Origin of the sequence: Paenibacillus sp. MDMC362 (assembly GCF_003269305.1) — a bacterium.
Classification (GTDB): Bacteria; Bacillota; Bacilli; order Paenibacillales; family Paenibacillaceae; genus Paenibacillus_AQ.
Map to the genome: position 1 here is coordinate 87,865 of NZ_QLYT01000030.1, position 24,165 is coordinate 112,029.

The 24,165-nt window shown below is 51.3% G+C and carries 26 protein-coding genes; 20 read left to right on the top strand and 6 right to left on the bottom strand.

The window, feature by feature from the left end; translation table 11 throughout:
* Positions 1 to 44: 44 nt before the first annotated feature.
* From DP091_RS16105 to DP091_RS16160, 12 genes are all read left to right on the top strand, one after another.
* On the top strand, positions 45 to 1,847 hold the full coding sequence (locus tag DP091_RS16105) for a sensor histidine kinase (RefSeq protein WP_258394576.1): 1,803 nt from the start codon (positions 45 to 47) through the stop codon (positions 1,845 to 1,847).
* Positions 1,819 to 3,003: a response regulator gene (locus tag DP091_RS16110; RefSeq protein ID WP_181469828.1), complete on the top strand. Its 1,185-nt coding sequence runs from the start codon at positions 1,819 to 1,821 to the stop codon at positions 3,001 to 3,003. Before DP091_RS16105 ends, DP091_RS16110 begins: the two co-directional genes overlap by 29 nt.
* Before the next feature lie 261 nt (positions 3,004 to 3,264).
* Complete coding sequence (locus DP091_RS16115) at positions 3,265 to 4,182, top strand: dihydrodipicolinate synthase family protein (protein WP_113059253.1); 918 nt, start codon at positions 3,265 to 3,267, stop codon at positions 4,180 to 4,182.
* Positions 4,183 to 4,196: 14 nt separating this feature from the next.
* Positions 4,197 to 4,898 (top strand): N-acetylmannosamine-6-phosphate 2-epimerase, encoded by a 702-nt coding sequence (locus DP091_RS16120; protein ID WP_113059254.1) that lies wholly within the window; start codon positions 4,197 to 4,199, stop codon positions 4,896 to 4,898.
* Positions 4,899 to 4,901: 3 nt separating this feature from the next.
* Entirely contained in the window at positions 4,902 to 5,879 is a 978-nt protein-coding gene (locus DP091_RS16125) for an ROK family protein (RefSeq protein WP_113059255.1), read from the top strand.
* A gap of 14 nt (positions 5,880 to 5,893) precedes the next feature.
* Positions 5,894 to 6,379 (top strand): NanQ anomerase/TabA/YiaL family protein, encoded by a 486-nt coding sequence (locus DP091_RS16130; RefSeq protein WP_113059256.1) that lies wholly within the window; start codon positions 5,894 to 5,896, stop codon positions 6,377 to 6,379.
* A 55-nt stretch (positions 6,380 to 6,434) separates the two neighbouring features.
* On the top strand, positions 6,435 to 7,841 hold the full coding sequence (locus DP091_RS16135; protein ID WP_113059257.1) for an ABC transporter substrate-binding protein: 1,407 nt from the start codon (positions 6,435 to 6,437) through the stop codon (positions 7,839 to 7,841).
* A gap of 100 nt (positions 7,842 to 7,941) precedes the next feature.
* Entirely contained in the window at positions 7,942 to 8,817 is an 876-nt protein-coding gene (locus DP091_RS16140; RefSeq protein ID WP_113059258.1) for a carbohydrate ABC transporter permease, read from the top strand.
* A gap of 9 nt (positions 8,818 to 8,826) precedes the next feature.
* Positions 8,827 to 9,669: a carbohydrate ABC transporter permease gene (locus tag DP091_RS16145; protein ID WP_181469829.1), complete on the top strand. Its 843-nt coding sequence runs from the start codon at positions 8,827 to 8,829 to the stop codon at positions 9,667 to 9,669.
* A 365-nt stretch (positions 9,670 to 10,034) separates the two neighbouring features.
* Complete coding sequence (locus tag DP091_RS16150) at positions 10,035 to 10,439, top strand: DoxX family protein (RefSeq protein WP_113059259.1); 405 nt, start codon at positions 10,035 to 10,037, stop codon at positions 10,437 to 10,439.
* A gap of 23 nt (positions 10,440 to 10,462) precedes the next feature.
* Positions 10,463 to 11,089 (top strand): nitroreductase family protein, encoded by a 627-nt coding sequence (locus DP091_RS16155; protein ID WP_113059260.1) that lies wholly within the window; start codon positions 10,463 to 10,465, stop codon positions 11,087 to 11,089.
* Positions 11,090 to 11,263: 174 nt separating this feature from the next.
* On the top strand, positions 11,264 to 12,367 hold the full coding sequence (locus DP091_RS16160; RefSeq protein WP_258394582.1) for a hypothetical protein: 1,104 nt from the start codon (positions 11,264 to 11,266) through the stop codon (positions 12,365 to 12,367).
* Between the two features lie 88 nt (positions 12,368 to 12,455).
* Here DP091_RS16160 and DP091_RS16165 read toward each other — a convergent pair whose 3' ends face one another.
* The 6 genes from DP091_RS16165 to DP091_RS16190 form a co-directional block, all read right to left on the bottom strand.
* Positions 12,456 to 12,890 (bottom strand): DUF6376 family protein, encoded by a 435-nt coding sequence (locus DP091_RS16165; RefSeq protein WP_071222237.1) that lies wholly within the window; start codon positions 12,888 to 12,890, stop codon positions 12,456 to 12,458.
* 142 nt (positions 12,891 to 13,032) lie between these two features.
* Complete coding sequence (locus tag DP091_RS16170) at positions 13,033 to 13,530, bottom strand: hypothetical protein (RefSeq protein ID WP_113059261.1); 498 nt, start codon at positions 13,528 to 13,530, stop codon at positions 13,033 to 13,035.
* Positions 13,531 to 13,803: 273 nt separating this feature from the next.
* Entirely contained in the window at positions 13,804 to 14,454 is a 651-nt protein-coding gene (locus tag DP091_RS16175) for an amino acid ABC transporter permease (protein ID WP_113059262.1), read from the bottom strand.
* Positions 14,455 to 14,496: 42 nt separating this feature from the next.
* Positions 14,497 to 15,156: an amino acid ABC transporter permease gene (locus DP091_RS16180; RefSeq protein WP_113059263.1), complete on the bottom strand. Its 660-nt coding sequence runs from the start codon at positions 15,154 to 15,156 to the stop codon at positions 14,497 to 14,499.
* A gap of 134 nt (positions 15,157 to 15,290) precedes the next feature.
* Entirely contained in the window at positions 15,291 to 16,100 is an 810-nt protein-coding gene (locus DP091_RS16185) for a glutamate ABC transporter substrate-binding protein (protein ID WP_113059264.1), read from the bottom strand.
* Between the two features lie 95 nt (positions 16,101 to 16,195).
* A complete protein-coding gene (locus DP091_RS16190) occupies positions 16,196 to 16,945 on the bottom strand; it encodes an amino acid ABC transporter ATP-binding protein (RefSeq protein ID WP_113059334.1) in 750 nt (249 codons plus the stop codon).
* Between the two features lie 170 nt (positions 16,946 to 17,115).
* Here DP091_RS16190 and DP091_RS16195 point away from each other — a divergent pair, with 170 nt between their 5' ends.
* The 8 genes from DP091_RS16195 (at position 17,116) to DP091_RS16225 (ending at position 24,081) form a co-directional block, all read left to right on the top strand.
* Positions 17,116 to 18,297: an acyltransferase gene (locus DP091_RS16195; RefSeq protein WP_113059265.1), complete on the top strand. Its 1,182-nt coding sequence runs from the start codon at positions 17,116 to 17,118 to the stop codon at positions 18,295 to 18,297.
* A 210-nt stretch (positions 18,298 to 18,507) separates the two neighbouring features.
* Complete coding sequence (locus tag DP091_RS16200) at positions 18,508 to 20,148, top strand: glycoside hydrolase family 5 protein (RefSeq protein WP_113059266.1); 1,641 nt, start codon at positions 18,508 to 18,510, stop codon at positions 20,146 to 20,148.
* 29 nt (positions 20,149 to 20,177) lie between these two features.
* On the top strand, positions 20,178 to 20,642 hold the full coding sequence (locus tag DP091_RS16205) for a pyridoxamine 5'-phosphate oxidase family protein (protein WP_113059267.1): 465 nt from the start codon (positions 20,178 to 20,180) through the stop codon (positions 20,640 to 20,642).
* Between the two features lie 303 nt (positions 20,643 to 20,945).
* Entirely contained in the window at positions 20,946 to 21,146 is a 201-nt protein-coding gene (gene cspD, locus DP091_RS16210; protein WP_006207896.1) for a cold-shock protein CspD, read from the top strand.
* Between the two features lie 96 nt (positions 21,147 to 21,242).
* Positions 21,243 to 21,479, top strand: a complete 237-nt coding sequence (locus tag DP091_RS16215; protein ID WP_071222231.1) for a cold-shock protein — start codon at positions 21,243 to 21,245, stop codon at positions 21,477 to 21,479.
* A 188-nt stretch (positions 21,480 to 21,667) separates the two neighbouring features.
* Positions 21,668 to 21,841 carry a hypothetical protein gene (locus DP091_RS31370; RefSeq protein ID WP_181469830.1) on the top strand — a complete coding sequence of 58 codons (174 nt, stop codon included), beginning with the start codon at positions 21,668 to 21,670 and terminating at the stop codon, positions 21,839 to 21,841.
* Positions 21,842 to 22,178: 337 nt separating this feature from the next.
* Entirely contained in the window at positions 22,179 to 23,168 is a 990-nt protein-coding gene (locus DP091_RS16220) for an ABC transporter permease (protein WP_113059268.1), read from the top strand.
* A 31-nt stretch (positions 23,169 to 23,199) separates the two neighbouring features.
* Positions 23,200 to 24,081 (top strand): carbohydrate ABC transporter permease, encoded by an 882-nt coding sequence (locus DP091_RS16225; RefSeq protein WP_113059269.1) that lies wholly within the window; start codon positions 23,200 to 23,202, stop codon positions 24,079 to 24,081.
* The last annotated feature ends 84 nt before the right edge of the window (positions 24,082 to 24,165 follow it).

A 24,165-nucleotide genomic window follows, 5' to 3' on the forward strand; every position in this document is an offset into this window, starting at 1 on the left:
TAATGATAGAAGCATGCTGGTCAGCAGGGGGGTGGACCTTACTTATGGGGCGAATCAAGCAATGGGCAAGCCGGCTGAATTCGATCCGCAACCGCATTTTTTTCTCCATACTGCTGTTTTTGATCATTCCGTTTCTGCTCTCCAATCAGTATTTGGACAAGCCCTTGGAGAGAACGATCGAACAGAAGATCGCGAAATCGGCTCAGGATGCGCTGGTCCTGATGACCTTCAACGTCCAGTTGTTTATGGAAGACATGCTGAATTCCGCCGTAGATATCACGATTAACGACGATACGAAAAGGATGCTCAAGGATCCGGATGCCCTTAGCCAGTACGAGAAGCTCAGGCTGAATGACGTAACGCTCAACCGTTCGTTCAGCTCGTATTTTTCGAACACCTACGTTACGCTGTTCGACCGGCACGGGAATTGGTACAGCACCCGCTATCTGGAGGAAAGGCTTTATCAGGAGTACACGCATTCGGACTGGTACGAGAAGATGATCAGCACGCCATACCAAATCCGCTGGATGTTTAATAACCAGCAGTTCTTATACACCGACCGTGAGCCGATCATATCCTTGGCTAAGAGCATCACGGAGCTCCAGAGCAACCAAAACATCGGCATGATCGTTTTCAGCGTCACCGAGAAGGACATCCGCAAATATTTGACCGGACTTGAAGGCGACGTGTATCTTGTGGACAAACAGGGAAATATCGTCTCCAGCCCGAAGAGGGAGATGATCGGCCAAAGCGTTGCCGAAGAATCCTATATGCAAAGTTTGTGGACACAACGAAGAGGACAGGCCATGGTAGAGAAAGAGGACCGGAAATTCATCGTGAATTTTGATACCGTGGACTTGAACGGATGGAAAATCGTACAGATGGTTCCCTATGACGCCGTTTTCAAAGAGATCTATGATTTGCGTAAAACCCAAGCGCTCATTGTTCTGCTGATCTTTGTTATTTTTACGATGATTACGCTGTCCATTTCATACGGGATGTCCCGGCCCCTCAAGCTGTTGAAGAAACGGATGCAGGTGCTGGAGGAAAAAGATTTCCATTCCGTGCTATCGGTAGCGGGTCCCAAGGAAATTTCGTCCCTTATCGAGACTTACAATAAAATGGTAACGGAAATCCGCCAGCTGCTGAACCGGGTGAAGGACGAGTATCAGCAGAAGGAGGATATGCGGTTTCGCGCGCTTCAGGCGCAGATTAATCCGCATTTTGTGCTGAATACGCTCAATAATATCAAGTGGATGGCATATATACGCAACGATAAAGAAGTCGGGGATATGCTATCGAGTTTGGGCGGCGTGCTGGAGCAGAGCATCGGGCGGGGCGGCACGCTGATTGCGCTGCGTCAGGAAATCCAGTACATCGAGAATTATATCGAGCTGATGAAAATGAAGTTTAATGACAAGCTGTCGGTGGACTATGACATCCCGGAGGAGCTTATGGATCAGGAAGTCATCAAAATCATGCTTCAGCCTGTGATCGAGAACAGCCTGATGCACGGCATCGAGCCGATGAACGGAGCGGGCCGGATTCTTGTCCGGGCCAAAAGGCAGGAGGACCGGTTTCTGTTGACCGTGGAGGATAACGGTGTCGGCATGTCTCCCGAAAAGCTGCAGGAGCTGAGAGCGAGGCTGGCGGCCGGATCGGAAGAATTGCCTGTACGCATCGGCATCAAGAACGTCCATGACCGGATTCGACTTCAATACGGGGATCCGTACGGTATCCAAATTCACAGCCGAATCCATGAAGGAACGGCGGTGGCTTTTCTGCTGCCGGCTAAGAAAATGCAGGAAGGGGTTAACGATGACCTTAAAAGTGATGCTGGCCGATGACGAACTCCTTGTACGCTTAGGGATTAAATCGTTGATCGAATGGGACGCGCACGGTTTTTCCTTTATTGGAGATGCCCCGGACGGTTTGAAAGCGCTTGAGCTCATGGAGCGGGACGTGCCGGATATCGTGCTGACGGACATTATCATGCCGCGAATGGACGGGCTCGAGCTTATCGAGACGGCCAAACAACGTTACCCGGATACGCTTTTTATCGTTCTCAGCAGCCATAACGAGTTCGATTATGTCCGGAGATCAATGAGAATGGGCGCTGAGGATTATATCCTGAAGGCGTCTTTAAAGCCGGCCGAGCTGCTGCAGATTCTGACGGAGGCTTCCCATAAGATTGCAAAAAAAAGGGAGCATGTCTCGGCCGGCAGCGTTTTGGCAGAGCAGCGGCTTTCGCGTAAGGAGCTCCTGTCCGGAAAGCTGCGTTCATGGCTCGAAACGGCCTTCGCGGATAGAGAAGGGGCGGACTTGCTGCAGGAAGAGAAGGAACTACCGCCTGACAGCTTCTTCCTGATTGCCCAGCCCCGCCTTTTGCGCGAAGGCGTGCAGGAATCCTCTGCCATGAAAATGCTGGCGCATCTTTTTCAATCGGAACTGGGCGAGCGGCTGGTCTGCAGCCCTATCGAAACGGAAAGCCGGGAAATCGTGCTGCTGATCTCGGAACGGGATCCTGCCGCTGTGACGGAGCTTCTGATCGGAGCATCCAGCCGGATGCTCGGCATCGCCTTGCACGTGGGGGTCAGCGGAGCGGTGGGAGCTTGGCAAGGGATTGGCGTTGCTTACGCCCAGGCCAAGGACATGCTGAACGAGAACCGGGTAAACGGAACGGCCAGGGAGGATATCAAACGGCTGCTGGAATTCATGAAAGAAAACTACATGAAGGACATTTCGCTTAAAACTGCCGCGGACCTTATTAACATGAGCGAAAGCTACCTCAGCTTTATTTTCAAGAAGGAGACCGGGACGGGCTTCACGGATTACCTTAACAGTCTGAGGGTGGATAGCGCGGCCCGTTATTTGGTGAACTCTCAGCTGCCTATTTATGAGATCGCTTTGGAGGTGGGGTATGAGAATATCAATTACTTCGGCCGCATCTTCAAAAAAGTAAAAGGGGTCAGCCCGCAAAAATACAGAGCGCAGTATAAATGAAAAGAGTACCGTGCAAAGACTGCTTTTTAAAAGAGACGATCTTTTAAAAGAGCGGTCTTTGTGTGTTATATGGAGGTTATCCAAAAATAATGAACATCCGCACACGAAATCGTGAATATGAAGGCGCTGTCAAAACATTGTGAATAAAGTCCGTAAATCCGTTCCTGTCGCCCCCGGAGCACAGATTCTATACTTGGTGTAAGCCTTTTCAATACAAGAAAGGGAGAAACAAGATCGTAATCAGAAGGGGAGAGACGCACAATGGGAAAACATGATTTAAACAAGTTCAAAGGCGTCATCGTTGCATTCTACGGTTGTTATGACGGCAATGGAGATATCAACCCGCAGGCGGTGCGCGATCTGGCCCGGCATTATAAAGAGGCTGGCGTGACGGGGCTTTACGTCGGGGGCAGCAGCGGTGAAGGCATGCTTCAAACGGCAGCGGAGCGCAAGCTTGTGCTGGAGGCCGTCATGGAGGAAGTCGGGAGCGAAATGACGATCATCGCCCATGTCGGTGCGCCATCGACCCGGGAAAGCGTGGAATTGGCCAAACATGCGGAATCCGTAAAAGCGGATGCCGTATCCGCAGTTCCTTCCATCTATTACAGACTGTCTCCGGACAGCGTTGAGCGTCACTGGAGAGCCATGATCGACAGCACGGCTTTGCCGTTCATCATTTATCATATCCCGCAGTTAACCGGATTCCATTTGTCGACGGGACTTCTGAAGAAGCTGTCCGCACTGGATAACGTAATCGGCGTCAAAATATCATCGGAAAGCACGTACGAGCTGCAGCAGTTCAAAGCGGTGGGAGGGCCGGACTTCCTGGTTCTGAACGGACCGGATGAGCAGTATCTGGCAGGACGCAGCATCGGAGCGGACGGGGGCATCGGAGGAACATACGGTGTGATGCCTGAGCTATTTCTCAAGCTGGAGCGGTGCATTCAGGAGGGCGATCTTGAATCGGCGCGCGAGTGGCAGGGCAAGATCAACGAGGTTATCTCGGAGCTGCTTCAGTTCCCGTCGCTGTATGGTGGCTGCAAGGCGCTCTTGAAGCTTCGCGGTTTGGATATCGGTGAACCAAGACTTCCGCTGCTCCCGGTAACGGACGGCGACCAGGAGACGGTCTCACGGCTTCATGACAAGCTGACCAAATATATAGCACAGGCCAAAGCCTAAGGAGCGAGGACACCATGACGAAAACAACGCATCGAAATCTATTTTCTGAACGGGGCTTGATCGTTTCCTGTCAGGCGCTGGAGCATGAACCGCTGCATGGCGGCGATGCCATGGCCAAAATGGCCAAAGCCGCTCTTCAATCAGGGGCCATCGGCATCCGCACCAACGGCGTGGATGATATTCGCGCGATCAAGAAGGCGGTGGATCTCCCAGTCATCGGCCTCATCAAACGGGATATGCCGGGTTCGGATGTTTTTATCACGCCAACGCTGGACGAGGTGGTGCAGATCATCGAGGCGGGTGCAGACATCGTAGCGCTGGACGTCACTGATCGGGAGGACCGGCTCGCCAAGGCGGCGGAATTGATCGCATTTGCCCATAAAGCAGGCGTTGCCGTGATGGCGGACGTATCCACCTACGAGGAAGGGATGGCGGCCGAGCAGCTCGGTGCCGATTTCATCGGTACGACGCTGTCGGGATACACGCCGTACAGTATGCAGATCGAGGGCCCGGACCTGGCTCTGGTGAGCAGACTTGCTGCTGACGCCGAGGTGCCTGTTGTGGCGGAAGGGCGCATCTGGAATCCGGAGGAGGCCGCGTTGGCTCTGCAAGCAGGAGCGACTTACGTGGTTGTAGGCAGTGCCATTACCAGACCGCAGCTGATTACGGCGCGTTACGTGGAAGCGGTCCGGCAAGTCATCGGATCGGAGGCGTGAAGAGTGAATGGTGAAGGAAGTTCACTTCAGGCCTATGCCATTGGAGTCGATGTCGGGGGCACCAAGATTCACGCCGGCATCGTGAATAGACAAGGGGATGTCCTTTATTCGGTCAATCTCCCGACTTTGGCCGGACAGCGGAGCGTGCCTGACCGAATTACAGAAGCGATCGAAGCGTTAATGGCTGGAGCTCCACAGCCTGAGGGCGGCTATCCGATTCAAGGCATAGGAATCGGAACCGCCGGCCAAGTCGATCACTCGGACGGAAGCATCCGATTTGCCTCGGAGATTCTCCCGGGTTATACGGGGGTCCCACTGAAGCGAAACATCGAGGAACGTTTCGGTCTGCCGGTTTACGTAGATAATGACGTAAATGTTCTGGTACTGGCCGAAAAGACGCTCGGGACAGGCCGCGGTGCCGGCCATATGCTCTGCATTACGCTTGGAACGGGAGTCGGCGGTGCCGTTTTCGCCGACGGGAAGCTTGTTTACGGCGCATGGGGCGGTGCGGGAGAGCTTGGGCATCTAAGCGTTGATTTTAACGGCCTGCCCTGTGTATGCGGAGGCGTAGGATGCCTGGAACAGTACGCCTCCGGTACGGGAATCGCCAAAAGGATGCAGGCGAAACTGCACTCTCTCGGAATTGAACCGGTGTCTCCGGTGGATTCCAAGGAAACGCTCTTTCGCTGGCAGTCGGGCGACCCAGTCGCGGCGGAAGTGATGGATGAAACGTTCGCTGCCTTGGGCGCCGCCATCACTTCGCTGGTCCACACGCTGAACCCGGAAGTGGTTGTGATCGGCGGCGGCGTTGCGGAGGCCGGGGAGCCGTTCTTGGAGCGGGTGCGGGAGGAGACGGCAAAGCGCTGCATGAAGTCCTTTATGGATAGCGTGCGGATCGTGCAGGCTCATCAGGGGAATTTTAGCGGGATGATTGGTGCTGCGCTGCAAGTCTTCGAACCGGTTAAAAAATTGGATTCATAAGGGAAGGATAAGGCATGATTGTAGGACACAGAAACCATTGGGAGACGGAGCGGGCATTCGCCCACCCGGTGGTGCGGAAGGCAATCGATTATTTGATCTCGACGGATTTTACCCTGCTTGGGCCGGGACAGTATCCGATCCAAGGCGAGGACATGTTCGCCAGAGTGATGGAATTGACCACAAGATCGAAGGATGAACAGCTTGCCGAGATGCACGAGCGTTTTTTTGACATCCATTACCTGCTGGAGGGGGATGAAACCATCGGCTGGAGCCTTCGCGAAGGAGAACTGCCGTCTCCTGCGGAGCCCTATAAGCTGGACCAGGACGCTGCGCTATACGGTGACATTCCATTCGAAACGCTGATCCGGCTGACGCCGGGCATGTATATGGTGTTGTTTCCGGAGGACATTCACCGGCCTGGACTCACCATGCGGGAGCCGGGAGCCGTCCGGAAGGTCGTTGTCAAAATCAATGCCGGGCTGTTCAAAGTCACGGCCTAGCGACGGGCGACGGATTCTAAACTATATTTTTTATATATCGAAGGGGGCTCTATCCATGTTTAAGAAACGCTTTCTGGCTATGTTTACCGCATCCGTTATGATCCTTACTTTGCTTGCCGGCTGCGGCGGGAAAGACTCGGGGGCAAGCGGCGGCTCCGATAATGACGCGGCAAGCGGAAAAGAGAACGTCGAGATTTCCTTATGGCTCACGCCGCAGTGGAAAGGCGTATATGAGGCGACCGAGGAAAACGCCGATTACGACAGCTTCTTTAAAGCGGCGGCCGAGAAATTCGCCAAGCAGTACGACAAGTATAACGTGAAGGTGAATGTGCAGGTGATTGCCGGCGACCAGCGTGATGAGCTGCTGAACGTTAACCTGAACGGCGGAACGCCGCCCGATATTTTCTTCGAGAGTGTATTTGCCATGGGGGATTTTGCCCATCGGGGCGCGCTGGTGCCGCTCAATGACATCATTGACGGGGAATCGAAGAAGGACATCGCCCAAAGCTACTGGGATAACGTAACCTTCGGAGACGACATCTATTTCTATCCGTTCTCCCACAATCCGGGCACGCTGGCTTACAACGCCGATATGTTCAAAGCGGCAGGCCTCGAGAGCTTTGTCGGCGGAGAGAACGAGATCAAAACTTGGACGCTCGGCGAATATGAGCAAATTCTGGAGGGGCTGAAAAACGATCTTCCGCAGGACCAATATCCAAGTGCACGCCCCATGGCCTTGTACGGTTTGAATAACCAAGGCGATACATGGAATCTCGCATACCTGCGGATGTTCGGCAACCCGTTTTTTGATGCCGAAGGCAATATCGTGCTGGACGATGTAAGCGGAGTTAAGGCTGCGGAATGGCTGAAAAAGATTTACGACGAAGGTTACAGTAATCCGGGCGCGGAGTCCGTTTCCTCCAATGATGCCAACGCCATGTTCCAGAACCAAAAGCTGGCCATCAGCTTCACCAACGCGGTGTTGTTTAACAATGCCAAAGCCGATATGGAAAGCGGCAAAGCGCCTAAATTTGATATCCGTCTGGCGAACATCCCTTCGGAAAGCGGCGATCCGCTGTCCTTCACTTACGTGATCGGATCTAACGTATTCAACACTGGCGATGAGAAGAGGACCGAGGTAGCCAAGGAATTCGTCAAGTTCTATTCCTCTGATCCTGAGCTGGTGAAGGCTTCGAAGAACAGTATTCCGGTGCGCAGCTCGGTTGCGGGTGAGCTGAAGGACCAGTACCCGCTGTTCGGGGCATATGATGCCAACTCGAAGTATCTGTTCAACTTTACCGGGAACGTACCGGGCTACAGCCAGCTGCGCCAGATTCTGTATCCGGAGCTGCAAGCGATCTTCATTGGCGAGAAAGAGCCGGCCCAAGCGGTGAAAGACTATCAGACCCAAGGCAATACGGTGATTCAAAAGGCGAAGGAAAGCTCAACCGTGTACAAATAAAACTTGCCCTTATACCGGCAAATTGATTCGGCGCCTGGAGCCTGAAATCTGAAATCCCAAAAGGCTTCGGGACGCTGAATAAGAAAGGTAAAGGATATCTATGAAACTACGCCATCAGCACATTAGAGAAAACATAACGGGTTATCTGTTTATTCTGCCCCAGTTCCTGCTCTTTCTCCTTTTTGTTGTATATCCGATCCTGGAAGGGATCAGGCTGAGCCTGTACCGGGTCGATTATCAGAATGAAACTTTTGTCGGTCTGAGCAACTATACGACGTTATTCCAAGATCCCGTATTTTTCAAATCGATTTTCAATACCGTTATTTTCGTCGTGTTTATCGTCCTGCTGACCGTTATATTCTCCTTGTTCGTTGCGTCCTCCATCTTTGATAAAAATGCGAAGTACGTCTCCTTTATCCGGGGAAGCTATTACATCCCGGTTATGGTATCCATGGTTGTTATGAGTATGGTTTGGAGCTTCCTGCTCAATCCGGCAAACGGGTTGATCTCTTATTTAACGAGCCAGGTCGGCTCGGGCCATGTCAATTTGCTCGGGAATAAAGCGACCGTCATGCCGGTCATTATTTTCGTCACTTTTGCCACGAATGTCGGTCAGGCGATTATTCTGTACATCGCCGCGATGATCGGGGTGCCAAAGGATCTGTTCGAGGCGGCCGAAGTGGACGGGGCCAGCCGGATCAAGGTCATATTCAAAATCCTGATTCCACTGGTGAAACCTACAACGATTTACATCACCATCATCAACATTATTGCGGTATTGAAAATATTCGTCGTTATTCAACTGTTAACAGGCGGTGGACCGAATAACGCCTCGGTAACCATGATGTACTATCTCTACAACAATGCGTTCAAATACAACCAGATCGGCGTTGCTTCGGCTGTAGGGGTCATTATGTTCATCATTACGTTGTTACTGTCCGTTCCCCAGTTGAGAGCGATGTTCAAGGATAAGTGAGGGATAACCATGCAGCTAATGAAAACCGGGAAACAGCGGGAAAAGTTCGATGTGGTTGCGAATATAGTCGTCATTTTCTTTGCGATCCTTAACCTGTTCCCTCTTTATTGGTTATTTACAAGTTCATTGAAAAACAGCTCGGACGTGTTGAAAATGCCGCCGGACTGGTGGCCTGCCACCATTACGTTCTCCAACTATACCGAGGTATTCCAAAGCCAGCCCGCCCTGCGCTGGACGTTTAACAGTTTGTTCGTTGCGGGCGTGACTACCGTCTTTGTGGTTGTCGCCAGCTCCATGGCCGCTTATGCCTTTTCCAAGCTGAAGTTCTCAGGGAAAAACGTCATCTTCATTGTATTTATCTCCAGCTTGATGGTGCCGAAAGAAGTTATGATTGTGCCATTGTTCCGGATTTCTCAGGATCTCGGGCTCGTGAACAATCTGTTCGGGATGATCTGGCCGAATGTGGCTGTAGCCTTTGGCGTGTTCTTATTGAAGGGCTTCTTCGACTCCGCACCGGATGCGCTTCGGGAAGCTTCCCGAATCGACGGAGCCGGCGAGGTCCGGACTTTCCTGCAGATCCTGCTTCCGATTGTGAAGCCGGGGATCGGCGCGCTGTTCATTTTGAACTTCGTGCAGGTATGGAACGACTACCTCTGGCAGCTCGTGATCGGCCAGGACAAAGAGATGAAGACGCTGATGGTCGGGGTGGCTACCCTGATGCAGGATCTCAATCCGAATTTTGCCTACAAAATGGCTGGGGCTACGGTGGCTGCCATACCGATGCTCATCATCTTCATCATGTTCCAGAAATACTTCACGAGCGGTATCTCAATCGGCGCGGTGAAGGAGTAATCACAACCATATTTATACGAAAGAAGGCGTCCCAAGGTGCTAGGCATGGACTGGCCTTCTTTTTGATGAAGCGTACCGCACCAAAACCAGTCCCTGCCGGGAAATCGGCGGGGATGTTTTTTTAGAGCTAATTTTTAAAAATAACGGTTGACAGGAGGATGTGTTTCATATATCTTAATATTAAGTTAAGTGACTATATAAAAGTTAGTTGGTTGAAAGGGGTAAGTTAAAAGTGTTTAAACGTTAGCGAAGATGAAGCAGGTTAATCATTCTATATGTATATATCTTTAAATTAAGATATCGATAAACGTGTCGATGGATTTCTATAAATTATGAAAACGAAAATTATAATGGAGGCGAATAAAATGGCTATAGATATTGGATTGTTGTTACTTCGTTTGGTGGTTGGTTTGTCGTTCATGGCGCACGGCGCGCAGAAGCTGTTTGGATGGTTTGGCGGCTACGGGCCGAAAGGGACAGGCGGCTGGATGGAGTCGGTTGGCATTAAGCCTGGTGTCACGATTGCGGTGTTGTCAGGACTGATGGAGCTGGTTGGCGGGCTGTTATTCGCGGCTGGATTTCTCACGGTGCTCGGCGCAGCGCTGATCACGCTGACGATGCTGGGCGCAATCGTGAAGGTGCATGGCCGAAACGGGTATTGGTCTACGGCGAATGGGTACGAGTATAATCTTCTGTTGATCGCAGTCGCAGTTGCACTCGTATTCACGGGTGCAGGTGCCTATTCACTGGATGCGGTAATCTTTAACTAATCGATGATTGGAGGCGTGCGGATATGAGTGATCTGACAACATTAATTAAGAGCCGGAGATCGGCCAACCTGTTTATGGAAGGGATCGAAATCCCGGATAAGGTTTTGAATGATATATTTAATGAAGTTAAATATGCGCCTTCGGCTTTTAATTTGCAGCATGCACACTATGTTGTAGTTAAGGATCCCGATGTCAAGCACAAGGTTTACGAAGTCGCCCACAAGCAGCATAAGATACTCACCGCGTCGGCCGTCGTCGTTGTGCTGGGGAATCAGCAGGCCTACCGGGAAATCGGGAGAATGAATGAGGGTTTTCTGAATTTGGGCGTGATCGACAAGCTCGAATATGACATGACGGTTGAATCTGTCACGAACTTTTATGAAGCGGGCGGAGAATCCTTTATGAGGGATGAAGCTATCCGCAATGCCAGTCTATCCGCGATGCTAATGATGATGGTGGCCAAGGACAAGGGGTGGGATACCTGCCCGATGATCGGTTTCGAACCCGAGATCCTGCAGAAGGAACTGAACATTCCGGATTCTTATGTGCCTGCCATGCTAATCGCGATCGGCAAGGAGGACGCAAGAAAGCCTCGTCCCCGGGGCTATCGTAAACCGGTATTGGAATTTGTAAGCTATAATCAATTTTAAATTGATGCCCAATAGTAGAAGGAGCTCCCGCTGCAGGTCTTTAGATCTGGCGGGAGCTTTTTTCATCTACAATGATAAACATTCCCCTCTGTTATGACGATGATGAATATAAAGAGATCGGTGCAGCGCCAATCCTAAATACGATTGTATTCGTTATCTATGGAGGTGAACGAAATGAAGACGAGGCCGTATCTGCGATCCGGACAGATCCTAATTATGGCTGCCATAACGATAATGCTAATGGTGGCATGCACGAAGGAGGTACCGGGATCTCTACAGCAAAGTAGATCGACCGCCGCCGCATCAGATGCACTAAAAGCCGGAAATCCGGCAGAAATACCGTCGCCGGCTTGGGAGAGTTTGCGTACGGCATTACAGCCGGAAGATCAAAGCCATCACCAGGTTAAGCAAGAAGTAGAGCCGCCAGCGGGGGAGTCCAACCATTATCCGATTCAAGCGGTTCTTAGCATGTATGAGGCGCTGCGGGCTAACGATTCTGCATCGTATTTCCGTCATGCTGACATTCCGAGCGTCCGTACGTCCCCTGCCATGCTGAAGGTGCTGTTCGAAGAGGCCGGCCAACGTGAGGTGAGACCGGAACGATTCAAGCTTTTTAATAAGGAGGGGCTGGACCGGGAAAGTCGCGAGCTGCTATCACTTACTTACGGCACCCAGGCCGATGTTGTGCTGGAGGAGCTTAGTCAAGGCGATCATCACTTGTGGTTTGTGACGGCCTTCACGGATGGGCTTAAAGTGGTGGAGCAATCCACGATCTACCCCGGGGCTTATGAGCTTGGAAGAGAAGCGACAATGGAAGAGCTTATCGCTATAGAGATCCGGCATACGGCTGAAGACAGGGCGTATCTTGCAGCAAAAGCGAAGCAGCCTGTATGGAATCCGGTGCAGACCGTTTCCTTGCTATATCAGGCAGCACGGGCGGAGGATGCGGAAACCTTTTATGCGATGTCGGGTGGGGACGAGGGATATTTTTCGGGTCAGTACGCCCGGGACATGGTGGAATTTACGGAATGGATGAGACCGTTTGAAAGCGTGCAGCATATTGCAATCGAATCGGTTCCGCAGGAGAAGTTGGCAGGGAGTTATAGAGAGGAATATAATAAAAGCTTTGGCGACGCCTGGCAATTCATTGTGGCTTGGGACCCGAGGGATGAAGCAGGATACCAAGGGACATACTGGATTATGACGCCTAGCGAAGACGGAATTCGATATGTGGCAAAGCAGACGCTGACTGCCAATCTGGAATCATTTTTTAGATGAGGAATGAATACATACATAAACCTTAGTAAACACAGCAGCCCTGCTCATCAGAGCAGGGCTGCTGTGTTATCGTCATGACCTTGGCAAATTACGGCTGCAGATTTTGGAGCATATCCATCGTTTCGTTAATTTTAGTGATGGTTTGAACGATGTTGGAATTCTGGAAGTCGGTCACTCCGTTCTGAATTTGATCCATATAGCCGTTGATGTCGGTCAGCAGCGTGTCATTTAAACCGACCAGCTGTTCATGGATGGACTGCGCAAAGGCAGGGGCATCAATGCCATTAAACTCTGAGATCCGGGTTTTCATCGCCTCGAGCTCTTGGGTCAGCGTTTCCTTGGCATCTGTATTCGTGGCGGCCTGCTGGGCAAGCTCCGGAATGGACTCGGCAAATTGGGATGTTTCATTTATAAAAGTGGTGGCTTCCTTCGTATAATCCAAGGAATTGTTCACGCTGTCCACCAAGGAACAGCCGGAGAGAACTCCCAGAACAAGTGAAATCAACAATAATCTTTTGATCATTTCTCATCCTCCTGTCGTTTAAACGCAGTTCTTATACGTTGTATACGTATAACATGGAGAATGGTTGTATTTTTTTCGCGCGAAGGAGCAGGTATTTTCAAGAAACCCTGAAACAGCGATTCCTGAGATGGCTGGGAAGGGATTAATATTTCCCTAGCAGGTAGCGAACAAGCTCAATCAAACCCGTTAGGATACCGCCGAACTTTCGGCTTTCGGCCGATCGAGCCGGCTTCTCAGGCTGGATGCCTTCCCCCAGCGAAGTCACGTCAACGGAAGAGGAAGGCCCCGTATTTCCGCAGAGATGGGGTTTGAGTGATTCCCCGCTCTTCTCGGCGAACACAATATATTCCTTGCCTGTTTCAAAGGATTCCCAGCCATTGGAATAAAGGGTGACGGTTGGTGAATCCGATTCTCCTTTCCACCACTCGGAAATCTGGAATACATATTTGCTTTTGGATATATCGGCTTTAGGATGGGACGAGGCCAAAGTGCCCCTGAATACCGCGTCCGAGGTTTTTAACTCCTCGGTAACCTTTCGGGGCTCCGCGCATGACAAGGCGGATACCGTGGATTGATCCGCGCCAAGCCATAGTCCGACAGTAAGGGAAAGAGCGATCAAGGCGATAAAGCCTTTTTTCATATCGGCGTCTCCTTTCGGGAGGATTATGTATTTAGACGAGGAGGGTTTCGCCATTGTTGCAGCGTACTTGGAAATAAAACCGATGCATATATGGCTTTAGCTGCGGGGAACTTGGGTTTTAGAATTCGCAGGTGCTCCGGAAGCGCCCAAATACCCCGCAAGCCAAAGCAGCTGCGGAGTAGGATTGGACATACACGGCGTATGGCGGGCAAGTGCCCCTTTTTAGCACGATGGTTGGCAGTCCATGCAGGAAGTTGCAAACGCTTAGCAGGGTTAGATCTGTCTTGCTTCCAGCCGCTTGGCGATGACGGACAGAAGATAATTCAGCGTGAAGTACAGCAAGGACGCAAAAACAAGGGCAGGAATAACATAGTCATAACTGGAACCGCTAAGAATCTGCACGTTGCGCATCAGCTCAGGCAGCGAAATGATCACGGCGAGCGATGTGTCTTTAATGAGCGAGATGAACTGGCTCACCATAGGCGGGGACATCCGGCGCAGCGCCAGCGGGAGAATCACGTGCCGCAGTGTCTGCATATAAGAGAGGCCCGAGGCCCGGGCCGCTTCAATCTGGCCTTTATCCACCGATACGAGGCCGCTGCGGACAATTTCGGCGATCATGGCTCCTTCAAAAATGCTCAGGCCGACGACGGCCGCCCAGAAGGTGGGGATTCGAATCCCGGTCTGCGGCAGAACCATGCCGATGAAGAAAATGATCAGCAAGAGCGGCAGATTGCGGATTATATCCACGAATATGGCCGTCGTCCTCGACAGAAAGGGAGTTTTCGTATACCTCACGGTCCCGAGCACGGTTCCAATGATGAAGCTGAATATAATGGATAAGCCGGCAACCTGCACCGTGATCCAAAAGCCTTGAAGGAGATACCGCAGATTCGGCCAGGAGTACGCACCGATAAAATCCATCTCATGCCACCTCCTGTTTATTAGGCAAACTTGCGTTTAACGTCAATTGCTTCTCGCAAAGCGGCGCTCCATGTAATGGACGGCCAGGCTGAGCGGTATGGTCAGGAGCAGGTAGAACAGGGCCACAAACGTATAGACGGGAATGCCTTTAAAGGTGCTTAGGTTAATCAGATCGGCATAATACATCAGATCCAGTCCGGCGATAACGCCGAGGACCGAGGAGTTTTTGACCAAATTGATCAATTGGTTTCCGATCGCCGGCAGCACGATTTTGATCGCCTGCGGAAGAATGATGTACCGCATATTCTGGATATAACTCAGTCCGGAGGAGCGAGCCGCCTCCGACTGCCCGGAGGGTACCGCCTGGATCCCCGCACGAATGGCTTCGGCAATGAAGGCAGCCGTATACACCATCAGCCCGAGCGTACCCGAAGTAAACGGGTCAACCGGTATGCCGAGAGAGGGCAGGCCCAGGAAAAAGAAAAAGACAACCACCAAGAGCGGAATGTTGCGGATAAACTCTACATAGATGGCGCCGATGGCTTTCAATATGCGGAATGGGGCAATCCGCAGGATGGCGATCAAGGTGCCCAGCACCAGGCTGCCGATCAGCCCAAGCAGGCTGGCGAGAACGGTCTGGCCCAGGCCAGCCATGAATTGATCCCAGTGCTGCGTCAGAATGTTAAAATCCCACAAGGTCAAAATGCCTCACCTCCAATGGGGATGATGGTCGTTTAGCCGGTCAAAAGTAGATCAGGCTGATCCGCCCGATAATAGGGAGGAATCTAATTGGAGCCATAACGCCTTAAGCCCGGCCGACCATTACATGTTTGCGGTTATTCCGGCTTTACGCCCATCCATTGCTCATACAGTTTGTCGTATTCTCCGCTATCCTTCAGCTCCTTCAACAGCTCGTTGACGGTTTTCACGAACTCCGGATTCCCTTTTTTGATGGCCATGCCGTATGGCTCATCCGTAAAGTTGCCGCCGACCAGCTCAAAGCTCGGGTCCTGCTGCTGCATGCCGAGGAGGATGGAATTGTCGGTGGTCAGGGCATCGCCCTGTCCCGCTTTGAGGGCGGTGAAGGCGTCCTGATAGTTCTCGAATTCAAGAATGACCGCGTCGGGCGCCTTCTCGCGGATATTTTGCGCGGACGTAGAGCCCTTTACCGTGAGCACCTTCGTATCCTTGTTCAGGCTTTCCAGACCCGTGATCGGGCTTCCCTTCTTCACGAGCAGCGATTGGCCGGCTTCAAAATACACATCGCTGAAGTCCACCTGCTCCTTGCGCTCCTCCGTGATAGTCATCGTGGCGATAATGATGTCGATGTCCCCGTTCTTCAGCATGTCGATCCGGGTTTTGGAGGTAACCTCCTTCAGCTCGACCTTGGTCTCGTCACCGAGAATTTTTTTGGCCAGCGCTTTGGCAATGTCAATATCGAAGCCCTCCACATTGCCGGTGGCAGGGTCCTGCAGCCCAAACAGCTTCGTATCATATTTCACCCCGGCTACCAGCTTGCCCCGTTTCTTGATCGCCTCCAGCGTGTCCGTGCTGCCCGAACCCCCGCATCCGGATGCGATCAGCATGATGACTAGAGCTAGCATGGCCGTGCTCCACTTGAAGGTCCTTGTCAATCTTTTCTTCATACACCAGATCCCCCTTAAAGATATGAATTCTCTTAATAAGCAAGCTCCTAAAGAGCAATGCCGCAATTTCTTTCCCCCTACGCACCAAGTCCGGGTTAGTGATGCAGCAGGCGGCTCAAGAACGCCCGTGCTCTTTCTTCCTTCGGCTGATCGAAGAATTCGGCAGCCGGCGCATCCTCGATAATCCGGCCTTCGTCCATAAAGACGATTCGATCCGCGGCTTCGCGGGCGAAACCCATCTCATGGGTGACCACGGCCATAGTCATGCCTTGGTGGGCGAGTGAACGCATGACATCCAGCACTTCGCCGATCATCTCCGGGTCGAGTGCCGACGTCGGTTCGTCAAACAGCATAATCTTCGGGTTCATGGTCAATCCGCGGGCAATCGCAACCCGCTGCTGCTGGCCCCCCGAGAGCTGAGAGGGATAGCTGTCCGCTTTGTCCGCAATTCCGACTCGCTGCAGGTACGTCATGGCTTTTTCCGTTGCCACCGCTTTGGACATCCCCAGCACCTTCATGGGCGCGAGAATGATATTGTCGATCACCTTTTTGTGCGGGTACAGGTTGAAATGCTGGAAGACCATCCCGATATTTCGCCTGAACGTATTAATGTCGATCTTCTTGTCATGCAGCTTGACGCCATTCACGACAAGCTCGCCATCCGTAATGCTTTCGAGCCGATTGATGCACCGCAGCAGCGTGCTTTTACCTGAGCCGGAAGGTCCAACGATGACAACGACTTCCCCCTGGGAAATGGTCAGGTCGATTTCTTTCAGAACATGGAAGGTTCCGAAAAATTTGTTGACGCGTCTAAATTCAATCAGTAGAAATCCCCTCCTATTCACTTCGAATTGGACGCTTGCATCATGTAAGCTTGTGTCCTGTCTTGGTGCCAGGCCCTTTTTACACTGGTATGGCAAAGGGAGCTTGTTCCATGCCACTTTTAGGAAAATTTAGTATCCAAGCGGTGGGGAGTGAGATATAATAGGGGGCGTATTCATATGAAGGAGGCAACATGGATAAACGTGCAAAAATAACCGAAATCGACCTGGTTCGGGGCTTTGCGATGATGGGCGTGCTGATGGTGCATGCGACGTCGTTCGCCACAGTTCAGATGCGCGGGGACGATTTTTTTGGCTTGTATAACTTCTTGAACATATTCTCGAAGGTTGGAACGACGACCTTCATATTTCTGAGCAGCTTCGTGCTGTTCTATAACTATTATCACCGTCCTTTCAAGGGCCGTGACCTTGCGCGGTTCTTCAAAAACCGGCTGATGTATATTCTGGTGCCGTACCTGCTGTTCTCCGTGTTATTCTTTACGGTGGCCTGGTATCATCGCGGAGGCGAGTCCGATCCGGCGGCAATGCTGGAGAGTTTCTGGCCCAAGCTGGCGACGGGGAAATCCTACACGCACTTATATTTCATCTTCATTAACATCCAGTTCTATCTGCTGTTCCCGCTCGTGCTGATGCTGCTGAAGCGATTCCGCGGCTTCGCGGCGTTCTGCGTGCTGGTCGGCATTGTGCTGCAGTGGTTGTTCTATATCGGCAACGATGCCTGGTGGGACGTAACGAACCGGAACAGCTGGTCGCTGTCGTTTCTGTCGTATTATTTTCTTGGGGCGTGGATCGGTATTTATTATGACCGGCTCAAGGATTGGTTGACTACAACGCAGCGTGCCGCAAGACCGGTGCTGCGCAAGCTGGGCTGGATCGCGCTCTGGGCGGTATGGCTGGGCGCCGCGCTGGTGCATATCGGCCTTCGATACAATCAGCGGCTGCTGGGGACGGAATATCATCCGCTGCTCTACGATGCCTTCTGGAATGTGCATACGTTAACCACCGCACTGGTCATGCTTCAGGTTGCTCTCCATTTCGGGAATAAGAGAGTTTGGTGGTTGAACGGGTTCAGACGGCTCGGGGTGTATTCCTTCGGTGTGTATCTGGTGCATCCGCTGGTTCTGCTCCTCTACCGGGATTATCCTCCGCAGACGGAGAACTCCTGGCTGCTGCTGGCGTGGTATGCTGGCGGACTTATCAGCGCGCTGGTGGTCTCGTATATAGTGGTGTACAGCATAAGTCGTCTCGGGAACTGGACCTGGATCTTCTTTGGTAAACTGCCGGGCAGCTTGCGGAAGGGAAGATCTGCTAATCACCCCGTTCCGGCCCAGCCGGTTACGGAGGTTTCCTCGTAAGACTGATAAGTGGAAAGGTGCAATCCTTTAACAGAGGAGAGCGCCTTTTTCTTTTTGCCCGGGTGGCAATATTTCAGAATAATGCCCTGATTTTCGGCAATGAGGCTCATCACCAGGGACGTCATGATATATTTTGTTTGATGTCTATGGGTGGAATGTCGTCAGGTCAATTACATTCGTTACAGACATGAAAACCGAGGGGGTGCCAATATGAAGGATAGCAGAGATTCTTTAGTAAACGGTTTCGTTAAGGCGGACGGCCAACGTTTAGTCAATGGGGAGGGTCAGGAATTTCTGCTGCAGGGAGTCGGACTTGGAAGCTGGCTGCTGCCGGAAGGATACATGTGGAAAATGCCGGAGCAGGGAGACCGTCCGCGGCGCATCGAAGGCATGGTCAGGAATCTGATCGGCGAGGAGAAGGCGGCTGCGTTCTGGGAGATCTATTACGAGCGTTATATCACGGAAGCCGATATCCGACAGATCGCTTCTGAAGGCTTCAATTCCATTCGCGTACCGATCAATGCGAGGTTCATTATGGAGGAAGGGCAGCACCCGCCATTTGTATATCATGAAGGTCATCTGAGGCTGATTGATCAGGTGATCGATTGGTGCAGGACGTATTCGCTGTATGTTATTCTGGATTTGCATGGCGCGCCAGGCGGGCAGACCGGCGCCAATATCGACGATTCCGAGCGGGATATGCCGGAGCTGTTCACGGATCGACGGAACGCGGAGCGGACGGTGGCGCTGTGGCGCATGCTGGCGGAACGCTATAAAGACGAGTGGATCGTGGCCGGTTACGACCTGCTTAACGAACCGCTGCCCGACTGGTTCAGCGAATACAATGACCGGGTGATGCCGCTGTATAAGGAAATCACCGCGGCTATACGCGAAGTGGACAAGCGCCATATGATCATTTTGGAAGGCGTCCACTGGTCTACGGATTGGAGTATTTTTGACGACAAGTTTGACGATAATTTGATGCTGCAGTTCCATAAGTACTGGAATAATCCCGACACGGAGAGCATTCAGAAGTACCTGGATTTTCGCGAAGCATGGAATGTGCCGATCTTCATGGGTGAAGGCGGCGAGAATAACCCGCAGTGGTATACGGGCGCGTTCCGAATGTTTGAGGATCATAACATATCCTGGAACTTCTGGACCTGGAAGAAGATGAACACCCACAACTCGCCGTATTCGATTCGCATGCCGAAAGGCTGGGAAAAGCTGACGGGTTACCTGGAAGGCGGAGAGAGGCCGGCGTCAACTGAAGCTGAAGCGATTCTGGGCGAATACCTGGATCATCTTCCGCTGGCAGCTTGCGATGCTTACCCGAACATATCACGGTCGCTGCTTCGACGGCTGCCCATTCAGATTCCGGCGGAGTTTTACGGATATCGGGGCGAGGGCGTCTCGTATCATGTTGAGACGAAGGCCAGCCAGGATATCGGCTTCCGGATTTCTGACGGCGTTCCGATGCGAATGATGACGGGCAAGGCGGAGAAACCATGCTACGCTTCGGAAGGCGGCAAGCCATGGAAAGAGGATAATCTGGTATGCGTGCAGCTCCGGGAGGGAGATTGGCTCGCTTATGATGTGAATTGCGCTTCCGCAGACCTCTTTCATTTGGATATTCGGGGACGGGTTTCCGACGGTATGGTGGATATCATGCTCCAGATCGGGGATCGGGAGCCTGAGCTTATCTCCTTGTCTGATTCTGGAGAAGGACAGTGGCACATCCATAGAGTGGTTGAGGCTGTGCCAGTTGTGGAAGGACCTGTGGAGTTGGTGTTCATGGTGAATAAGGGCCGAATCGAGCTGGATTGGCTGGAATTTACCGAAGCGCGTTAAACATTATCAGTTGAAGGAGCGATGGTGCTGTGACGGAACAGGCCGCAATATCGGAAGGACTGCACCAATGGCTGGATGGAAGTAATCTGGAATCGAAACAGCGCGAAGCGATGCTGCTATTGAGCGTGACGGAAGAGGGATGGCCGCACACGGCCATGCTCAGCGTGGGGGAGGTTTTGGCCTTAGACCGGAATCGGCTTCGACTTGCGTTATGGCAGGGAACGGCTACGACTGGCAATCTTCTTCGCTCTGGACAGGGGACGTTGGTGGCGATTCATGATGGAGCGGCCCATTATGTTCGGCTGCGACTTCACGCGCTTCCCGATCTGCCGGATGCCCGGCATCCGCTGCAGCGTTTTGAAGCCAAGGTCGTGGCTGTTCGGGAGGATATCGCGAAGTATGCGGATATCACATCGGCCGTGAAGTTTCAGCTGCACGACCCGGGTGAAGTCCTGCAGCGCTGGAAGGAAACGCTGGAGGAATTGCGGAAGTAAACGTTTACGCGCAAAAAACCTGCTCAAGATCTAGGCTCCCGGCATATGCCGGGAGTTGTATATGCCTGCCATACCTAATCGGAATGATGCCGAAGAAAATAACTTTAATTTTTCCGCAGAATCTTTTGCTTTGGTATTTGCTATCGGCAGTCAAATGTGTTAAGATATGAATATCGAAATCGACCTGAATTCACATATTGTAGAGGGTTGTCATTTCTGGTAACCTTGTGCAATATGTGAATTTTTTTATTCCGTCTGCGAAGAAAAAAGGTCATGTAAATATATATCAAGGAGGATTCCCCCATGCAAACAGGAACTGTTAAATGGTTTAATGCTGAAAAGGGCTTTGGTTTCATCGAAGTTGAAGGCGGTAACGATGTATTCGTTCACTTCAGCGCGATCCAAGGCGACGGCTTCAAAACGCTTGACGAAGGCCAACGCGTTGAATTCAACATCGTTGAAGGAAACCGTGGACCACAAGCTGAGAACGTTGTTAAATTGTAATTACAATTGAAGACTGCCCTTAATGTGTGACATTAAGGGCAGTTTTCTTTTATACGGCGTTTCTATTTTCTAAGACGAGAATAAGGAGGAGCGTTCATGTATTCGCGTAAAAACTCGATGGAGAGTATTCCTGAAGAAATAACGGAAGTTTGGGCATGCACTAAGGAAGACTGCAAAGGGTGGATGCGGGACGATTTTGCGTTCGACACGGAACCGGTATGCCATTTGTGTCAATCCCCTATGGTCAAGGAAACGAGAAGCCTGCCGCAGCTAGTTAATACCAATAAACAACAGAAATCTCTGGCTAAGGGGATTCAGATCGAGCGCAAATAGCAGCTAATACCTAGAGAAAGCGCTGGGCAAACACAAATTCTTCTTGAAGCTACCTTCGGATTTTATGGTAAATCCGTCTATTTCTGTTTCATTGGAAGGAGAATGGTTAGTAATATGTGTACCCTTTCATTCTGATTCAGAATGATCTCACGGCATAAGGGACGCAAAATTCAAAGGAGTGAAATGTATTGAACACGCAAACCGAGGTACTGAAGAGGAACATTGACAACATGATCATCCAGGATAACCAAGGCGGCTTGAACGATCAGGAAAAATTCATCATGCAGAAGCTGATGCGTGAGAAATACCAACAGGAACACGAAAGCAAACAGGAACAACGTGAGGAAGACAAAGGGGAATAACTGGGAAACCGTTTGATATACGTGACAAAAAACGATAATGCCGCTCTACTGATCCGATGGATCGCTTGTGGCGAAAGATCGTTAGAGCAAGAGGAAAGGCATGAATGGCAGCTGTAGAGGCTGCCATTCATGCCTTTTTTTTGTGTCCGGAATGAGTAGAGGGTACAATATTTCGTTTTTGGGTTGCATTTTTTCGTAAATGGCGAAGTGTACCCGAAAAATGAGCCCCTTGAAACGAAATCTGAAACCTATCGTGCAGAGAAAGGACGATCTACAATATAAACATAGAGAATGTAAAGGTTTTCAAAATGATAGGATCAACCTGGAGGTCATAACCATGCAAAACCAACTTCATGCCGACGTTTCCGAAACCGGTGTCGGTCCCTCGATGGAGCCTTCTGTACAGAAGAAGCTTGACAGAAAAAGATGGCTCAGAAAACTCTACGGCCAACGACATCTCCAAATTATGGCGCTGCTCGGCGTTGCGTGGATGATCATCTTTAACTACATTCCGATGTACGGTGTCATCATTGCATTTAAGGAATTCAATATCGTGAAGTCCATCGGCGAAGCTCCATGGGTAGGGCTGGAGCACTTTAAGGAGTTCTTCTCAGACGAGGACTTTAGGAACGTCATGCGGAATACGCTCGGGATCAGCTTGCTGAAGCTGTTTATCGGATTTCCGCTTCCGATCATATTTGCACTCTTTCTGAACGAAATCCGGTCTGTTCGATACAAAAGGACTATTCAGACGATTTCTTATCTGCCTCACTTCTTGTCATGGGTCATTCTGGGCGGCATTCTGATGACCTGGCTGGCGGATATCGGGATTATCAACAATATTTTGATGGCTCTGCATATGATCGATGAACCGATCACGTATCTGGCCGAACCGAAATACTTCTGGGGAATCATTATCACCTCGGATATATGGAAGGAGCTTGGGTGGTCCGCGATTATCTATCTGGCGGCCATTGCCAGCATTTCGCCTGAAATGTACGAGGCGTCGACGATTGATGGCGCAGGTCGATTTCAGAAAATGTGGTACATCACCCTTCCCAGTATCAAATCGACCATTTCCATCCTCTTCATTCTTGCAATTGGTGGTGTGCTGAATTCCAACTTCGATCAGATTTTGGTGCTCCGGAACTCGCTGAACGAGAGCGCGAGCAACGTCATCGATATTTTCGTGTACCACACCGGGATGCAGAACGGACGTTACTCTTACGCGCAAGCCGTTTCATTGTTCAAGTCCGTCATTGCGATTATCCTGCTGTTGATCGCGAACAGGGTGACCAAAAAACTGAACGACACATCACTATTCTAGCGAGACCAGCCAGAAGGGAGACGAATAATCCATGTTTAAACGCAGAACCAAAGGCGAAGCCTTCTTCGATATATTCAATAATTTCGGCATGCTGATCGTATGCTTTCTGACGATCTACCCGATCTGGTACGTGCTGGTGAATGCCTTCAATGACGGGCAGGACGCGATGCGCGGAGGAATCTACTGGTGGCCGCGGATATTCAGCCTCGAGAATTTCAGCGCGGTGTTCCAGAGCACCGGCATCATGACGGCGATGGGCATCACCGTAGCCAAAACCGTGATCGGCGTGTTCATCCACGTCCTCTTTACCGCGATGGTCGCCTATGCATTCTCGCGGAAGGGTCTGATCGGCGGCAAATTCTATATTTTGCTCGGAACGGTGACGATGTTTTTCGGCGGCGGACTGATTCCTACCTATCTGTTGATCAAGGATTTGAATATGCTCGACAGCTTCCTGGTGTACATTATTCCGGCCATGTTCAGTTTCTTTGATCTTATCATCTTCATGACCTTCTTCCGGGAAATTCCGGACGGTCTGGAGGAGGCGGCAAAGATTGACGGGGCCAACGATTGGTCGATCTTCCTCCGGGTCGTGCTGCCGGTATCCATGCCGGTCATCGCAACGATCGCCTTGTTTCACGGGGTTTATCAATGGAACGACTATTTCACCGGCGTCATCTATATCAACAATACGGATCTGCAGCCGATCCAGACGTATCTGTATAAGGTCGTCGCTCAATCCAGCTCGAATCAGATGATGGCCCAGGTGCCGGGCGGCGTGGCCAAGACGGTCACCTCCCAATCGATCAAAATGGCCACCATGGTCGTAACGACGGCACCGATCGTATTCGTTTATCCGTTCCTGCAGCGATACTTCGTCAAAGGGATGATGATCGGCTCCATTAAAGGTTGATTCACAGGGTTCGTTGTTAACCTTCCTTCCCCTCTCCCGGGGAGACCCCGGGGGAAGGGGAATCTTACAGGTAGCTTCTCTTGC

Coding starts and splice junctions, on each gene's coding strand:
- DP091_RS16105 (WP_258394576.1), top strand. CDS start 45: ATGGGGCGAATCAAGCAATGGGCAAGCCGGCTGAATTCGATCCGCAAC.
- DP091_RS16110 (WP_181469828.1), top strand. CDS start 1,819: ATGACCTTAAAAGTGATGCTGGCCGATGACGAACTCCTTGTACGCTTA.
- DP091_RS16115 (WP_113059253.1), top strand. CDS start 3,265: ATGGGAAAACATGATTTAAACAAGTTCAAAGGCGTCATCGTTGCATTC.
- DP091_RS16120 (WP_113059254.1), top strand. CDS start 4,197: ATGACGAAAACAACGCATCGAAATCTATTTTCTGAACGGGGCTTGATC.
- DP091_RS16130 (WP_113059256.1), top strand. CDS start 5,894: ATGATTGTAGGACACAGAAACCATTGGGAGACGGAGCGGGCATTCGCC.
- DP091_RS16135 (WP_113059257.1), top strand. CDS start 6,435: ATGTTTAAGAAACGCTTTCTGGCTATGTTTACCGCATCCGTTATGATC.
- DP091_RS16140 (WP_113059258.1), top strand. CDS start 7,942: ATGAAACTACGCCATCAGCACATTAGAGAAAACATAACGGGTTATCTG.
- DP091_RS16145 (WP_181469829.1), top strand. CDS start 8,827: ATGCAGCTAATGAAAACCGGGAAACAGCGGGAAAAGTTCGATGTGGTT.
- DP091_RS16150 (WP_113059259.1), top strand. CDS start 10,035: ATGGCTATAGATATTGGATTGTTGTTACTTCGTTTGGTGGTTGGTTTG.
- DP091_RS16155 (WP_113059260.1), top strand. CDS start 10,463: ATGAGTGATCTGACAACATTAATTAAGAGCCGGAGATCGGCCAACCTG.
- DP091_RS16160 (WP_258394582.1), top strand. CDS start 11,264: ATGAAGACGAGGCCGTATCTGCGATCCGGACAGATCCTAATTATGGCT.
- DP091_RS16165 (WP_071222237.1), bottom strand. CDS start 12,890: ATGATCAAAAGATTATTGTTGATTTCACTTGTTCTGGGAGTTCTCTCC.
- DP091_RS16170 (WP_113059261.1), bottom strand. CDS start 13,530: ATGAAAAAAGGCTTTATCGCCTTGATCGCTCTTTCCCTTACTGTCGGA.
- DP091_RS16175 (WP_113059262.1), bottom strand. CDS start 14,454: ATGGATTTTATCGGTGCGTACTCCTGGCCGAATCTGCGGTATCTCCTT.
- DP091_RS16185 (WP_113059264.1), bottom strand. CDS start 16,100: ATGAAGAAAAGATTGACAAGGACCTTCAAGTGGAGCACGGCCATGCTA.
- DP091_RS16195 (WP_113059265.1), top strand. CDS start 17,116: ATGGATAAACGTGCAAAAATAACCGAAATCGACCTGGTTCGGGGCTTT.
- DP091_RS16200 (WP_113059266.1), top strand. CDS start 18,508: ATGAAGGATAGCAGAGATTCTTTAGTAAACGGTTTCGTTAAGGCGGAC.
- cspD (WP_006207896.1), top strand. CDS start 20,946: ATGCAAACAGGAACTGTTAAATGGTTTAATGCTGAAAAGGGCTTTGGT.
- DP091_RS16215 (WP_071222231.1), top strand. CDS start 21,243: ATGTATTCGCGTAAAAACTCGATGGAGAGTATTCCTGAAGAAATAACG.
- DP091_RS16220 (WP_113059268.1), top strand. CDS start 22,179: ATGCAAAACCAACTTCATGCCGACGTTTCCGAAACCGGTGTCGGTCCC.
- DP091_RS16225 (WP_113059269.1), top strand. CDS start 23,200: ATGTTTAAACGCAGAACCAAAGGCGAAGCCTTCTTCGATATATTCAAT.